14 protein-coding genes and 1 tRNA gene are annotated in these 15,275 nt (G+C 64.5%); all 15 read left to right on the top strand.

Annotated elements, in window-relative coordinates:
* Positions 1-98: 98 nt before the first annotated feature.
* The 15 genes from C5O79_RS10060 (at position 99) to nuoH (ending at position 15,270) form a co-directional block, all read left to right on the top strand.
* Entirely contained in the window at positions 99-1,358 is a 1,260-nt protein-coding gene (locus tag C5O79_RS10060) for a branched-chain amino acid ABC transporter substrate-binding protein (protein ID WP_122474207.1), read from the top strand.
* 107 nt (positions 1,359-1,465) lie between these two features.
* On the top strand, positions 1,466-1,735 hold the full coding sequence (gene rpsO, locus C5O79_RS10065; RefSeq protein ID WP_006398792.1) for a 30S ribosomal protein S15: 270 nt from the start codon (positions 1,466-1,468) through the stop codon (positions 1,733-1,735).
* A gap of 290 nt (positions 1,736-2,025) precedes the next feature.
* A complete protein-coding gene (gene pnp / locus C5O79_RS10075; protein WP_122474205.1) occupies positions 2,026-4,173 on the top strand; it encodes a polyribonucleotide nucleotidyltransferase in 2,148 nt (715 codons plus the stop codon).
* Between the two features lie 146 nt (positions 4,174-4,319).
* Positions 4,320-5,339 carry an NAD(P)H-quinone oxidoreductase gene (locus tag C5O79_RS10080; protein ID WP_039370590.1) on the top strand — a complete coding sequence of 340 codons (1,020 nt, stop codon included), beginning with the start codon at positions 4,320-4,322 and terminating at the stop codon, positions 5,337-5,339.
* 141 nt (positions 5,340-5,480) lie between these two features.
* The gene (tpiA, locus tag C5O79_RS10085) at positions 5,481-6,236 is read left to right on the top strand and encodes a triose-phosphate isomerase (protein ID WP_122474204.1); all 756 of its coding nucleotides are present in this window, start codon (positions 5,481-5,483) and stop codon (positions 6,234-6,236) included.
* Positions 6,237-6,308: 72 nt separating this feature from the next.
* A complete protein-coding gene (gene secG / locus C5O79_RS10090) occupies positions 6,309-6,686 on the top strand; it encodes a preprotein translocase subunit SecG (protein ID WP_031401913.1) in 378 nt (125 codons plus the stop codon).
* 112 nt (positions 6,687-6,798) lie between these two features.
* Positions 6,799-6,883, top strand: a tRNA-Leu gene (locus C5O79_RS10095).
* A gap of 153 nt (positions 6,884-7,036) precedes the next feature.
* Positions 7,037-7,396, top strand: a complete 360-nt coding sequence (locus C5O79_RS10100) for an NADH-quinone oxidoreductase subunit A (protein WP_122474203.1) — start codon at positions 7,037-7,039, stop codon at positions 7,394-7,396.
* 62 nt (positions 7,397-7,458) lie between these two features.
* Positions 7,459-7,938, top strand: coding sequence for an NADH-quinone oxidoreductase subunit B (locus tag C5O79_RS10105; protein ID WP_006398799.1), 480 nt, complete (start codon positions 7,459-7,461; stop codon positions 7,936-7,938).
* 21 nt (positions 7,939-7,959) lie between these two features.
* Complete coding sequence (locus C5O79_RS10110) at positions 7,960-8,562, top strand: NADH-quinone oxidoreductase subunit C (protein ID WP_006478264.1); 603 nt, start codon at positions 7,960-7,962, stop codon at positions 8,560-8,562.
* A 9-nt stretch (positions 8,563-8,571) separates the two neighbouring features.
* Positions 8,572-9,825, top strand: coding sequence for an NADH-quinone oxidoreductase subunit D (locus tag C5O79_RS10115; protein WP_034184888.1), 1,254 nt, complete (start codon positions 8,572-8,574; stop codon positions 9,823-9,825).
* Between the two features lie 171 nt (positions 9,826-9,996).
* Complete coding sequence (gene nuoE, locus C5O79_RS10120; RefSeq protein ID WP_039370599.1) at positions 9,997-10,482, top strand: NADH-quinone oxidoreductase subunit NuoE; 486 nt, start codon at positions 9,997-9,999, stop codon at positions 10,480-10,482.
* Entirely contained in the window at positions 10,479-11,789 is a 1,311-nt protein-coding gene (gene nuoF / locus C5O79_RS10125) for an NADH-quinone oxidoreductase subunit NuoF (protein ID WP_006478267.1), read from the top strand. The genes nuoE and nuoF overlap by 4 nt, the downstream gene beginning before the upstream one ends.
* 82 nt (positions 11,790-11,871) lie before the next feature.
* Positions 11,872-14,202, top strand: a complete 2,331-nt coding sequence (gene nuoG / locus C5O79_RS10130) for an NADH-quinone oxidoreductase subunit NuoG (RefSeq protein ID WP_122474202.1) — start codon at positions 11,872-11,874, stop codon at positions 14,200-14,202.
* Positions 14,203-15,270, top strand: coding sequence for an NADH-quinone oxidoreductase subunit NuoH (nuoH, locus tag C5O79_RS10135; RefSeq protein ID WP_011352696.1), 1,068 nt, complete (start codon positions 14,203-14,205; stop codon positions 15,268-15,270).
* Positions 15,271-15,275: the final 5 nt, after the last annotated feature.

Here is a 15,275-nt window from a genome sequence, read left to right on the forward strand (position 1 = left end):
AAAATCGGTGCGGATCGCCGGGCGCGCCGCGCTTGCGGGCGGCGGGGGCGCCGGCCTATGATCCGCGCTTCTCGGGCAGATTGAAGGGCAGGTGGCCGATGCAGGGATGGAAGCGGGGCGCGCTCGCGTTGAGTGCAGGATGGATGCTGGTGTCGTCGGCGTTTGCCGGCGGCGAGCCGGTGCGGATCGCGCTGATCGAAGGAATGTCGGGCCCGTTCGCGAATGCGGGCGCGGCGGTCGAGCGCAACTTGCGCTTCGGCGTCGAGCAGGTCAACGCGGCGGGCGGCGTGAAGCTGCGCGACGGCGCGCATCCGCTCGAACTCGTCGTGCTCGACAGCAAGGGCAGCCCCGAGGAGGCACTCGTGCAGTTGCGCGTGGCCGCGGACCGTCATATCGGATTCGTCACGCAGGGCAACAGTTCGGCCGTCGCGGCCGCGCTCGTCGCGGCGCTCGACAAGCTGAACGCGCGCGATCCGGACAACCGGATGCTGTTCCTCAACTATTCGGCCGACGATCCGGCGTTGACCGGCGCGCGCTGCAGTTTCTGGCATTTCCGCTTCGATGCGCACGCGGGCATGCGGATGGCCGCGCTCGCGGACGTGATGGCGCGCGACCGCGCGCTCCACAAGGTCTACCTGCTGAACCAGGACTACAGTTTCGGCCGCGACGTCAGCACGCTCGCCCGGCAGGCACTGGCTGCGCGGCGCCCGGACGTGGCGATCGCCGGTGACGAATTCCACCCGATCGGCCGGATCAAGGATTTCTCGCCGTACGTCGCGAAGATCCGTGCGAGCGGCGCCGACGCCGTCGTGACCGGCAACTGGGGCAATGACCTCACGCTGCTCGTGAAGGCGGCGCGCGAGCAGGGGCTGAATGCGAAGTTCTATACCTTCTACGGCAATAGCCTCGGTGCGCCGGCCGCGCTCGGCGACGCCGGTGTGGGGCGGGTCGTGGCCGTGGCGGACTGGCACCCGAACGCGGGCGGCGCGAAATCCGACGCGTTCTACCGCGCGTTCCGGAACCGTTTTCCGGCCGCCCAGGACGACTATCCGGTGCGACGAATGAGCCTGATGATCGAGATGCTGGCCGCCGCGATGAACCGCGCGGGCTCGGCCGACCCCGTGGCGGTCGCGCGTGCGCTCGAGGGCTTGTCGTTCGACGACGGCTTCCACGGGGCGCGAATGCGCGCGCAGGATCATCAGTTGATCCAGCCCCTTTACGTGATGGAGATGGACAAGGCCGGCACGCCGGGCGTGCGCTTCGACAACGAGGGCTCGGGCTACGGCTTCCGGACGGTACTCGCGGTGCCGGCGCAGCGCACGGAGATGGCGTCTACCTGCTCGATGACGCGCCCGTGACAGGAGGCGGTAAGAACGGCGCGGAGTTGTGCTACAATGCGCGCCGGTTGTAAATCACGGCACGGCCATTCTTCCGTGTCCGCCTGTTCAGTTAGAAAGGAAATCACATGTCTGTTGCAGATATCAAGAAGTCGGAAGTTGTTGCTCAGTTCGCCCGCGGTACCAACGACACGGGGTCGCCCGAAGTCCAGGTCGCACTGCTGACCGCACGTATCGTCGAACTGACGGGTCACTTCAAGACCCACGCGAAGGATCACCACAGCCGCCGCGGCCTGCTGCGCATGGTGAGCCGCCGCCGCAAGCTGCTCGACTACCTCAAGGGCAAGGATGCCGACCGTTACCGCGCACTGATCGAGAAGCTGGGTCTGCGTAAGTAATCGAGGCGATTGCCGCCAGCAAGATGCCTGTGTCAGTCCGCTGATACAGGCATTTTGTTTTTGCGCGGTGCGTAGCGTCACACGCACCGCAGGCTGTCCGGCACGGTTGTGCCGGGTTGCCGCAACGACTGATACCGGGGCAGGATTTGTGTCATTCCAGCGCGTCGCTGCATGAGTGCCGCGCTGGAATGGCATAAAAAACACACCTTGCTCCGGGTGATTCGGTCGGGACGCCGCCGCGCGGGATGGCCGGCGCGGCGAATGAAATGCATGAATTCAAAGGAGCAACCATGTCCATGTTCAACAAGGTCGTGAAGGAATTCCAGTGGGGCCAGCACAAAGTGCGCCTCGAAACCGGTGAAGTCGCTCGCCAGGCAAGCGGCGCCGTGATCGTCGACGTGGAAGACACCGTCGTGCTGGCAACCGTCGTCGGCGCGAAGTCGGCGAAGCCGGGTCAGGATTTCTTCCCGCTGACCGTCGACTACCTCGAGAAGACCTACTCCGCCGGCAAGATCCCGGGCGGCTTCTTCCGTCGCGAAGGCCGTCCGTCGGAGCACGAGACGCTGACGTCGCGCCTGATCGACCGTCCGCTGCGCCCGCTGTTCCCGGAAGGCTTCTACAACGAAGTCCAGGTCGTGATCCACGTGCTGTCCGTGAACCCGGAAATCCCGGCGGACATCCCCGCGCTGATCGGCGCATCGGCTGCGCTCGCCGTGTCGGGCCTGCCGTTCAACGGCCCGGTCGGTGCCGCACGTGTAGCCTACATCGACAATGCGTACGTGCTGAACCCGACGCGTGACCAGATCAAGGCATCGAGCCTCGACCTCGTCGTCGCAGGTACGGAACGTGCCGTGCTGATGGTCGAATCGGAAGCCGATCAGCTGTCGGAAGACGTGATGCTGGGCGCCGTGGTGTTCGGCCACGAGCAAATGCAGGTCGCGATCGACGCAATCCACGAACTGGTGCGCGAAGGCGGCAAGCCTGAGTGGGACTGGCAGCCGGCACCGAAGAACGAAGCGCTGATCGCACGCGTGACCGAGCTGGCACAGAACGACCTGCTCGCCGCTTACCAGCTCCGCGACAAGCAAGCGCGCTCGACGAAGCTGAAGGAAGTCTACGCAGCAACCTCGGCGACGCTCGAGGAAGATGCGCTGGCGGCCGGTACGGTCGCAGCCGACAAGGCAACGGTCGGCAACGTGCTGTTCGACATCGAAGCCAAGATCGTCCGTTCGCAGATCCTGAACGGCGAGCCGCGCATCGACGGCCGCGACACGCGCACCGTGCGCCCGATCGAAATCCGCACCGGCGTGCTGCCGCGTACCCACGGCTCGGCGCTGTTCACGCGCGGCGAGACGCAGGCGCTGGTCGTCGCGACGCTCGGCACGAAGGGTGACGAGCAGATCATCGACGCGCTCGAGGGCGAGTACCGCGAGCGCTTCATGCTCCACTACAACATGCCCCCGTTCGCGACCGGCGAAACGGGCCGCGTCGGCTCGCCGAAGCGCCGCGAAATCGGCCACGGCCGCCTCGCGAAGCGTGCACTGGTCAAGTGCCTGCCGAGCGCCGATGAATTCGGCTACTCGATCCGCGTCGTGTCGGAAATCACCGAATCGAACGGTTCGTCGTCGATGGCATCGGTATGCGGCGGCTGCCTCGCGCTGATGGACGCCGGCGTGCCGATGAAGGCGCACGTCGCGGGTATCGCGATGGGCCTGATCCTCGAAGGCAACAAGTTCGCGGTGCTGACCGACATCCTCGGCGACGAAGATCACCTCGGCGACATGGACTTCAAGGTGGCCGGCACGGAACAAGGCGTGACGGCACTGCAGATGGACATCAAGATCCAGGGCATCACGAAGGAAATCATGCAGGTCGCGCTCGCGCAGGCGAAGGAAGGCCGCATGCACATCCTCGGCAAGATGACGTCGGCGGTTTCGGGTGCGAACACGCAACTGTCGGAATTCGCGCCGCGCATGATCACGATCAAGATCAACCCGGAAAAGATCCGCGACGTGATCGGCAAGGGCGGTTCGGTGATCCGTGCGCTGACAGAAGAGACCGGCACGACGATCGACATCTCCGACGACGGCGTCGTGACGATCGCGAGCACGAACAGCGACGGCATGGCCGAAGCGAAGAAGCGTATCGAGCAGATCACGGCAGAGATCGAAGTGGGCCAGGTGTACGAAGGCACGGTTCTGAAGCTGCTCGATTTCGGCGCGATCGTGAACCTGCTGCCGGGCAAGGATGGCCTGCTGCACATCTCGGAAATCGTCAACGAGCGTGTGAAGGACATCAACGACTACCTGAAGGAAGGCCAGCAAGTGAAGGTCAAGGTCATCCAGACGGACGAAAAGGGTCGCGTGCGTCTGTCGGCGAAGGCGCTGCTGAACGAAGCAGCGGCGGCGTCGCAGTCGGACACGCCGCCGCAGCAGTAAGCGGATAGGCGGATCAACGGCCGGCAGTGCGAAAGCGTGCCGGCCGTTTTTTCTGTAGCATCGTTGTGCGGCGCAGCAGCGCCGGCAAGGCGTCCGTGCCGCGTGCGGGCGCGCCATCCGATTCCGATCCTGGAGCGACCATCACCATGAAAGCCATCGAAATCACCGAATTCGGTGCCCCCGACGTGCTGAAGCTTGCGGAGCGTCCGCGCCCCGAACCGAAGCGCGGCGAAGTGCTGATCAAGGTGGCGGCTTCCGGCGTGAACCGGCCCGACGTGTTCCAGCGCAAGGGTGCCTATGCGCCGCCGCCGGGTGCATCGGATCTGCCCGGCCTCGAGGTCGCGGGCGAGATCGTCGGCGGCGACCTGTCCGACGCCGCGCTGAACCCGTTCGGCCTGAAGCTGGGCGATCGCGTGTGCGCGCTGCTCGCGGGCGGCGGCTATGCGGAATATGCGGTTGCGCCGCTGCCGCAATGCCTGCCGGTGCCCGACGGGCTGACCGATATCGAGGCCGCATCGCTGCCCGAAACGTTTTTCACCGTGTGGAGCAACGTGTTCGACCGTGCGCAGCTCGGCGCGGGCGAGGGCGGTGAGCAGGAGACGCTGCTCGTGCAGGGCGGTTCGAGCGGCATCGGCGTGACGGCGATCCAGATCGCGCATGCGCTCGGCTTTCGCGTGTTCGCGACGGCCGGCACCGCCGATAAATGCCGCGCGTGCGAGGCGCTCGGCGCGGAACGTGCGATCAACTACAAGACGGAAGACTTCGTCGAGGTGGTGAAGTCGCTGACGCACGATCGCGGCGTCGATGTGATCCTCGACATGGTGGCGGGCTCGTACGTGCCGCGCGAACTGTCCGCGCTCGCGGATGGCGGCCGCCTCGTGCTGATCGCGCTGCTCGGCGGCGCGAAGGCCGACGTCAACCTGAGCGAGATCCTGCGTCGCCGGCTGACGATCACGGGTTCGACGCTGCGCCCGCGTCCGGTCGAGTTCAAGGCGCGGATCGCCGCGCAGCTGAAGTCGCGCGTGTGGCCGCTGCTTGCCGACGGCCGCATCAAGCCGGTGATCTATCGCGTATTGCCGGCCGCGGACGCCGCGCAGGCCCATGCGCTGATGGAAAGTAGCGAGCACACCGGCAAGATCGTGCTCGATTGGGGTACGAACGCCTGACGGCCCCTGTGGCCGGGCTTGACATGCGCGGTTTGACCGGTTCAAGCCGCGCGCAGTAAAATCGCCGGTTTGCTTCGCCAGATCAAGCCTGACGGCCGGTTTCCGGCGCGTTAATGACCAAGCGGTGACGAGACAGACACGATGTCGAAACAGAGAACTAAGCGTGTGATCGGCAACTGGAAGATGCATGGCCGGCTGGCCGGCAACCAGGCATTGCTGAACGAAGTGGTGCAGGGCGCGGGCGCGGTGGCGGCCGAAACGTCGGTCGGCGTGTGCGTGCCGTTCCCCTATCTCGCGCAGGTTCAGGCGCAACTCGACGGCGGCCGTGTCGCCTGGGGTGCGCAGGACGTGTCGGCGCACGAGCAGGGCGCGTTCACCGGTGAAGTCGCGGCTGCAATGGTCGCGGAGTTCGGCGCACGCTATGCGATCGTCGGTCACTCGGAGCGCCGCGCGTATCACGGCGAACGCAACGAGACGGTCGCGGCGAAGACGCAGCGCGCGCTCGTAGCGGGGCTCACGCCCGTCGTGTGCGTCGGCGAGACGCTCGACGAGCGCGAGTCGGGCGCGACCGAGCAGGTGGTCGGTGCGCAGCTCGACGCAGTGCTGGCCGTGCTGACGGCCGACGAGGCCGCGCGGATCGTCGTCGCGTACGAGCCGGTCTGGGCGATCGGCACGGGCAAGAGCGCGACGTCGGCGCAGGCACAGGACGTGCACGCGTTCCTGCGTGCGCGTCTCGCGGCAAAGGGCGCGGCGGACGTGTCCGTGCTGTACGGCGGCAGCGTGAAGCCGGACAACGCGGAAGAGCTGTTTGCGCAGCCGGACATCGACGGTGGCCTGATCGGCGGCGCGTCGCTGAAGGCGGAAGATTTCCTGGCGATCTGCCGGGCCGCGCGCTGAGCGGTCCGAGATCGAATTGAACCATGACGGCGGCCGGTCGGTCCGGTCGCCCGATCCATTCGGGTGGGTGTGATGCTGTTATTCAAGACGCTGATTATTGTGGTGCAGGTGCTGTCTGCACTTGGTGTGATTGGTCTCGTGCTGTTGCAGCACGGCAAGGGTGCCGACATGGGCGCCGCGTTCGGCAGCGGCGCGTCGGGCAGCCTGTTTGGCGCCACGGGTTCGGCGAACTTCCTGTCGCGTACGACGGGCATTCTCGCGACGATCTTCTTCGTCGCGACGCTCGCGCTGACGTACCTCGGTTCGTACAAGTCGACGCCGTCGGCGGGCGTGCTGGGTGCGGTGGCGACCGCGCCGGCATCGGCGCCTGCAGCATCGGCGCCGGCTGTCGCGGCATCTGCTGCCGCAGGTTCGGCTGCAAGCGCGCCGGGCCAGGACGTCCCGAAATAAAAAGTTAAATTTTTTGCGGTTGTGCGTTGAACAAATCTCGAAGTCGGGTTAGAATTTAATTCTTGAAGCGATTCGCGGGAAACAAGTAGTTACAACCCCGGTTGCATGCAGTGCCGACGTGGTGAAATTGGTAGACACGCTATCTTGAGGGGGTAGTGGCGAAAGCTGTGCGAGTTCGAGTCTCGCCGTCGGCACCAAAGTTACTCAATGCCAGCCGCTTCTAGTGGCTGGCATTTTTCATTTCTGGGGTGTGCTTGCGGTTGTCTTGCGATCGCATGCACTCCGAAATGATTCCTTCCGCCGGAAGTGGTATTCTCCGGACGCTCAGAACCAACCGATAGAGGATTGCCTTGAACCTCGCAGCCTATTACCCCGTCTTGTTGTTCCTCCTCGTGGGCACTGGTTTAGGTATAGCGCTGGTCAGCATCGGCAAGCTCCTTGGTCCCAACAAGCCGGACGTCGAGAAGAACGCACCGTACGAGTGCGGCTTCGAAGCCTTTGAAGACGCCCGGATGAAATTCGACGTCCGGTACTACCTCGTCGCCATCCTGTTCATCATCTTCGATCTCGAAACCGCATTCCTGTTTCCGTGGGGCGTCGCGCTCCGGGATATCGGCTGGCCGGGTTTCGTCGCAATGATGATTTTTCTGCTCGAATTCCTGCTGGGCTTTGCCTATATCTGGAAGAAAGGCGGCCTCGACTGGGAGTGATGGGTTAATCGCCGGTTTGCATGGGCGGCCACGCTCGGTCGCTCGTCTGGAGTGGAAAGCAAATGAGTATCGAAGGGGTCTTGAAGGAAGGGTTTGTCACCACGACGGCTGACAAGCTGATCAACTGGACGCGTACCGGCTCGCTGTGGCCGATGACGTTCGGGCTCGCGTGTTGCGCCGTCGAAATGATGCATGCGGGCGCGGCCCGTTACGACCTGGACCGGTTCGGCGTCGTGTTCCGCCCGAGCCCGCGCCAGTCGGACGTGATGATCGTCGCCGGCACGCTCTGCAACAAGATGGCGCCCGCGCTGCGTCGCGTGTACGACCAGATGGCCGAGCCGCGCTGGGTGATCTCGATGGGGTCGTGCGCGAACGGCGGTGGCTACTACCACTACTCGTACTCGGTGGTCCGCGGCTGCGACCGGATCGTGCCGGTCGACGTCTACGTGCCGGGCTGTCCGCCCACGGCCGAGGCGCTGGTCTACGGCGTGATCCAGCTTCAGGCGAAGATCCGCCGCACCAATACCATCGCCCGTCAATAAAGCCCCGAGCGTCCCCTCAATATGGCAAGCAAAATCGAGACCCTGAAGGCAAACCTCGAAGCCGCGCTCGGCGCGCGCGTGGTGAGCCTCACCGAAGCGATCGGTGAACTGACGCTCGTCGTGAAGGCGAGCGATTACCTCGAAGTCGCAAAGACGCTGCGCGACGATCCGAAGCTCCGTTTCGAGCAGCTGATCGACCTGTGCGGCGTCGACTACCAGACCTTCGGCGACGGCGCCTACGACGGCCCGCGCTTCGCGGCCGTGTCGCACCTGCTGTCGGTCACGAACAACTGGCGTCTGCGCCTGCGCGCATTCGCGCCTGACGACGACCTGCCGATCGTGGCATCGCTGGTCGACATCTGGACCTCCGCGAACTGGTACGAGCGCGAAGCGTTCGACCTGTACGGCATCGTGTTCGAAGGCCACCCCGATCTGCGTCGCATCCTCACCGACTACGGCTTCATCGGCCACCCGTTCCGCAAGGACTTCCCGGTGTCGGGCTATGTCGAAATGCGTTACGACCCGGAAGAGAAGCGGGTCGTGTACCAGCCGGTGACGATCGAGCCGCGCGAAATCACGCCGCGCGTGATCCGCGAGGATCGCTATGGCGGTCTGAAACATTAAGGGGGCGTCATGGCAGAAATCAAGAACTACACGCTCAACTTCGGCCCGCAGCACCCGGCAGCGCACGGCGTGCTGCGCCTCGTGCTCGAGCTCGACGGCGAAGTCATCCAGCGCGCCGATCCGCACATCGGCCTGCTGCACCGCGCGACGGAAAAGCTCGCGGAATCCAAGACGTTCATCCAGTCCGTGCCGTACATGGATCGTCTCGACTACGTGTCGATGATGGTCAACGAACACGGCTACGTGCTCGCGATCGAAAAGCTGCTCGGCATCGACGTGCCGGAGCGCGCGCAGTACATCCGCGTGCTGTTCGACGAGATCACGCGCGTGCTGAACCACCTGATGTGGATCGGCGCGCACGCCCTCGACGTTGGCGCAATGGCCGTGTTCCTGTACGCATTCCGCGAACGCGAAGACCTGATGGACGTGTACGAAGCGGTGTCCGGTGCCCGGATGCACGCGGCGTACTACCGTCCGGGCGGCGTCTACCGCGACCTGCCTGACGCAATGCCGCAATACAAGGCGTCGAAGATTCGCAACGAGAAGGCGCTCGCGAAGATGAACGAAGCGCGCAGCGGCTCGGTGCTCGACTTCATCGACGACTTCTTCACGCGCTTCCCGAAGTGCGTCGACGAATACGAAACGCTGCTCACCGACAACCGGATCTGGAAACAGCGTCTGGTCGGGATCGGCGTGGTCAGCCCGGAACGTGCGCTGCAGATGGGCCTGACGGGCCCGATGCTGCGCGGCTCGGGCATCGCCTGGGATCTGCGCAAGAAGCAGCCGTACGAAGTGTACGACCGCATGGATTTCGACGTGCCGGTCGGCGTGAACGGCGATTGCTACGACCGCTATCTGGTGCGCGTCGAAGAAATGCGCCAGTCGATCCGCATCGCGAAACAGTGTATTGAGTGGCTCCGCAAGAATCCGGGCCCGGTGATGACGGACAATCACAAGGTTGCCCCGCCGTCGCGCGTCGGCATGAAAACCAACATGGAAGACTTGATTCACCACTTCAAGCTCTTCACCGAAGGTTTCCATGTGCCGGAAGGCGAAGCGTACGCGGCGGTCGAGCATCCGAAGGGCGAGTTCGGCATCTACCTCGTGTCGGATGGTGCGAACAAGCCGTATCGCCTCAAGATTCGCGCACCGGGTTTCGCGCACCTGGCGTCGCTCGACGAGATGGCGCGCGGTCACATGATCGCCGACGCCGTCACGATCATCGGTACGCAGGACATCGTGTTCGGCGAAATCGATCGCTAATGGTTAGCGCCGCCCGCGCGAGCGGGCGGCGAGCAGCAAGTCACACGCGATGCGCGCTGAACCGGCGCGGCTTCGCAAGCTGTCAACAGTGAGCGCCAGGTCTGCCGTCCATGCACCCCAGTGTGCGGCAGGTTGTTCGTTCGGTAGGAATTGAAAGAGTCGTGTCTGAAAATGATCTCAGCTGAAGGCCTGAAGGAAATCGATCGAGCGTTGACGAAGTATCCCGCCGATCAGAAACAGTCCGCCGTGATGTCGGCGTTGGCCGTTGCTCAGGAAGAGCACGGCTGGCTGTCGCCCGAACTGATGCAGTTCGTCGCGGACTATCTCGGCATGCCGGCCGTTGCCGTGCAGGAAGTCGCGACGTTCTACACGATGTACGAGCTCAAACCGGTCGGCAAGCACAAGATCACGCTCTGCACGAACCTCCCGTGCCAGCTCGGCCCGGACGGTGGCGCGGAGGCGACTGCCGACTACCTGAAACAGAAGCTGGGCATCGGCTTCGGCGAGACCACGCCCGACGGCAAGTTCACGCTGAAGGAAGGCGAATGCATGGGCTCGTGCGGCGATGCGCCGGTGCTGCTGGTGAACAATCACAGAATGTGCAGCTTCATGAGCCGCGAGAAGATCGACCAGCTGCTTGAGGAGCTTTCGAAATGACGTCCCTCCACGACCGTCACATCAAACCGCTGATCCTCGCTGGTCTGAACGGCGAGAACTGGCACCTCGAAGATTACGTCGCGCGCGGCGGCTACAAGCAGCTGCGCCGCATTCTCGAAGAAAAGATTCCGCCCGAGCAGGTGATCGCCGACGTCAAGGCGTCGGGCCTGCGTGGCCGTGGCGGTGCGGGCTTCCCGACCGGCCTGAAGTGGAGCTTCATGCCGCGCCAGTTCCCGGGGCAGAAGTACCTCGTCTGCAACTCGGACGAAGGCGAGCCGGGCACGTTCAAGGATCGCGACATCCTGCGCTGGAACCCGCATGCGCTGATCGAAGGCATGGCCATCGGCGCGTACGCGATGGGCATCACCGTCGGCTACAACTACATCCACGGCGAAATCTTCGAAGTGTATCGACGCTTCGAAGCCGCGCTCGATGAGGCGCGCGCCGCCGGGTTCCTCGGCGACAACATCATGGGCTCGGAATTCTCGTTCCAGCTGCACGCGCACCACGGTTACGGCGCGTACATCTGCGGCGAGGAAACGGCGCTGCTCGAGTCGCTCGAAGGCAAGAAGGGCCAGCCGCGCTTCAAGCCGCCGTTCCCTGCGAGCTTCGGCGTGTACGGCAAGCCCACCACGATCAACAACACCGAGACGTTCGCCGCGGTGCCGTTCCTGCTGTCCATCGGGCCGCAGAACTACCTCGAGATCGGCAAGCCGAACAACGGCGGCACGAAGATTTTCTCGGTGTCGGGCGACGTCGAGCGTCCGGGCAACTACGAAGTGCCGCTCGGCACGCCGTTCGCGACGCTGATGGAGCTCGCTGGCGGGATGCGCGGCGGCAAGAAGATCAAGGCCGTGATTCCGGGCGGTTCGTCGGCGCCGGTGATCCCGGGCGACATCATGATGCAGACGGATCTCGACTACGATTCGATCGCGAAGGCGGGCTCGATGCTCGGTTCCGGCGCGGTGATCGTGATGGACGAGACGCGCTGCATGGTGCGCTCGCTGCTGCGCCTGTCGTACTTCTACTACGAGGAATCGTGCGGCCAGTGCACGCCGTGCCGTGAAGGCACCGGCTGGCTGTATCGCGTCGTGAACCGTATCGAGCACGGCGAAGGCCGCCAGGAAGATCTGGACCTGCTGAACTCGGTTGCCGAGAACATCATGGGTCGCACGATCTGTGCACTCGGCGATGCGGCGGCGATGCCGGTACGCGGGATGCTCAAGCACTACTGGGACGAATTCGCGTACCACGTCGAGCACAAGCACTGCATGGTCGGCGGCCACGCGCACGCGGCGGCAGCCTGAAGCGAACCCGGTTGCGGAATTTGAGCGCACGGTCGGGCGAAGGCGCGAACGGGCGGAAATAGGTTAAGGACCATTCACCATCATGGTTGAACTTGAAATAGACGGCAAGAAGGTCGAGGTGCCCGAAGGCAGCATGGTGATCCAGGCTGCGCACAAGGCGGACAAGTACATTCCTCACTTCTGCTATCACAAGAAGCTGTCGGTTGCGGCCAACTGCCGGATGTGTCTCGTCGAAGTCGAGAAGATGCCGAAGGCCGTGCCTGCCTGCGCGACCCCCGTGTCGGCCGGCATGATCGTCCATACGCAATCCGACAAGGCCGTGAAGGCGCAGCAGTCGGTGATGGAATTCCTCCTCATCAACCACCCGCTCGACTGCCCGATCTGCGATCAGGGCGGCGAATGCCAGCTGCAGGATCTGGCGGTCGGCTACGGCAAGTCGTCGTCGCGCTACTCGGAAGAGAAGCGCGTGGTGTTCCACAAGAACGTGGGCCCGCTGATCTCGATGGAAGAAATGTCGCGTTGCATCCACTGCACGCGCTGCGTCCGCTTCGGCCAGGAAATTGCCGGCGTGATGGAGTTCGGCATGCTGGGCCGCGGCGAACACTCGGAAATCACGACGTTCGTCGGCAAGACGGTCGATTCCGAAATGTCGGGCAACATGATCGACCTGTGCCCGGTCGGCGCCCTGACCAGCAAGCCGTTCCGCTACAGCGCCCGTACGTGGGAGCTGTCGCGCCGCAAGTCGGTGAGCCCGCACGATTCCGTCGGCGCGAACCTCGTCGTTCAGGTGAAGAACAACCGCGTGATGCGCGTGCTGCCGTTCGAGAACGAAGCCATCAACGAGTGCTGGATCTCGGACAAGGATCGCTTCTCGTATGAAGGCCTCAACAGCGAAGAGCGCCTGACGAAGCCGATGCTGAAGCAGGGCGGCCAATGGATCGAAACCGACTGGCAGACCGCACTCGAATACGTCGCGAAAGGCCTGAAGGGCATCGCCGCGGATCACGGCGCGAACGCGCTGGCGATGCTCGCGAGCGCGCACAGCACGGCCGAAGAGCTCTTCCTCGTGAAGCAGCTCGCCAACGAGCTGAAGACGCCGAACGTCGACTTCCGTCTGCGTCAGCAGGACTTCTCGGCGCCGGTCCAGGGCGCACCGTGGCTCGGCATGCCGATCGCCGACCTGTCGAACGTGGACGCCGCGTTCGTCGTCGGATCGTTCCTGCGCCGCGACCACCCGCTGTTCGCATCGCGCCTGCGTCAGGCCGCGAAGAACGGTGCAAAGCTGCACTTCCTGCACGCGACCGGTGACGACGCACTGATCCCGACCGCGCAGCGCATCGTTGCTGCCCCGTCGGCATGGCTTGATCAACTGGCCGGTATCGCAGCGGCCGTCGCTCAACTGCGCGGCGTTGCACTGCCCGACACGCTTGCAGGCGTCACGGCATCGCCGGCCGCGCAGGCTGTCGCCCAGTCGCTCGCGAACGGCGAACGCCGCGCGGTGCTGCTCGGCAACGTCGCGGTCCGCCATCCGGAATTCGCCAAGCTGCACGCCGTCGCCAAGTGGATCGCCGACAATACCGGCGCCACGTTCGGCTTCCTGACGGAAGCGGCGAACACGGTCGGTGCGCACGTCGTTGGCGCACTGCCAGGCGAAGGCGGCCTGAACGCGCGCGAAGCGTTCGCGCAGCCGCGCAAGGGCTACGTGCTGCTGAACGTCGAACCGGAATTCGATACCGCCGATCCGGCGCAGGCGCTTGCCGCGCTGAACCAGGCCGAGATGGTCGTCGTGATGTCGCCGTTCAAGCACGGCCTCGACTACGCCGACGTGCTGCTGCCGGTTGCGCCGTTCACGGAAACGGCCGGCACGTACGTGAATGCGGAAGGCACCGTGCAGAGCTTCAACGGCGTCGTTCGCCCGCTCGGCGATACTCGCCCGGGCTGGAAGGTGCTGCGCGTGCTCGGCAGCCTGCTCGGCCTGCCGAACTTCGAATACGAGACCTCGGAAGAAGTGCGTCTCGCAGCGCTCGGCGACACCGGCGTCGCGGGCCGCCTGTCGAACCAGACGTCGGTCGCGCCGGTGCGCGTCGCGGCGAATGCCGCGAACGGCGGTTTCGAGCGCCTGGCCGATGTGCCGATCTATCACGCCGACGCACTCGTGCGCCGCGCAGGTGCGCTGCACCTGACGGCCGCTGCGAAGGCGGCGAATGCTGCGGCCCTGCCGGCTGCGCTGTTCGACAAGCTGGGCTTGAAGGAAGGCGACGCCGTGCGCGTGCGCCAGGGCGAGCGTGCGGTGCAGTTGCCGGCCGTGCGCGACGCGAATCTTGCGGAGACCGTCGTTCGCGTATCGGCGGCGACGCCTGCCGGCGCAGCGCTCGGTGGCCTGTCCGGTGAACTGGTGGTGGAGAAGGCGTAAATGAGCTTGTTCGATACGATCAACGCGGGCGGGTCCCAGCTTCTCGGCTTCGCATGGCCGACGGTGTGGGCAATCGTGCGCATCCTCGTCGTCTCCGTCGTCATCCTGCTGTGCGTCGCGTACCTGATTCTGTGGGAACGCAAGCTGATCGGCTGGATGCACGTTCGTCTCGGTCCGAACCGCGTCGGCCCCGGCGGCCTGCTGCAGCCGATCGCCGACGTGCTGAAGCTGCTGCTGAAGGAAGTCATTCAGCCGAGCGCCGCCAGCCGCTGGCTGTACCTGATCGCGCCGGTGATGACCGTCGTGCCGGCGTTCGCCGTGTGGGCCGTGATTCCGTTCCAGGCCGAAGCAGTCCTCGCGAACGTGAACGCGGGCCTGCTGTACGCGATGGCGATCTCGTCGATCGGTGTGTACGCGGTGATTCTCGCAGGCTGGGCATCGAATTCGAAGTACGCGTTCCTCGGCGCGATGCGCGCCGCGGCACAGATGGTGTCGTACGAAATCTCGATGGGCTTCGCGCTGGTGCTAGTGCTGATGACGGCCGGCAGCCTGAACCTGTCGGAAATCGTCGGTTCGCAGCAGCACGGCTTCTTCGCGGGCCACGGCGTGAACTTCCTGTCGTGGAACTGGCTGCCGCTGCTGCCGGCGTTCGTCGTGTACTTCATCTCGGGCATTGCCGAAACGAACCGTCACCCGTTCGACGTGGTGGAAGGGGAGTCGGAAATCGTTGCCGGCCACATGATCGATTACTCGGGTATGGCGTTCGCGCTGTTCTTCCTCGCCGAGTACATCAACATGATCGTGATCTCGGCGCTGACCGCGACGCTGTTCCTCGGCGGCTGGGATGCACCGTTCGAATTCCTGTCGTTCATTCCGGGCATCTTCTGGCTGGTGCTGAAGATATTCGCGCTGCTGTCGGTGTTCATCTGGGTTCGCGCGACGTTCCCGCGTTTCCGTTACGACCAGATCATGCGCCTGGGCTGGAAGGTGTTCCTGCCCGTCACGGTGGTCTGGGTGGTCGTGGTCGGCTTCTGGATGATGTCGCCGCTCAACATCTGGGTGAAGTAATCGGA

The sequence above is a fragment of the Burkholderia sp. SRS-25 genome, assembly GCF_004343765.1.
Taxonomy (GTDB): Bacteria; Pseudomonadota; Gammaproteobacteria; order Burkholderiales; family Burkholderiaceae; genus Burkholderia; species Burkholderia contaminans.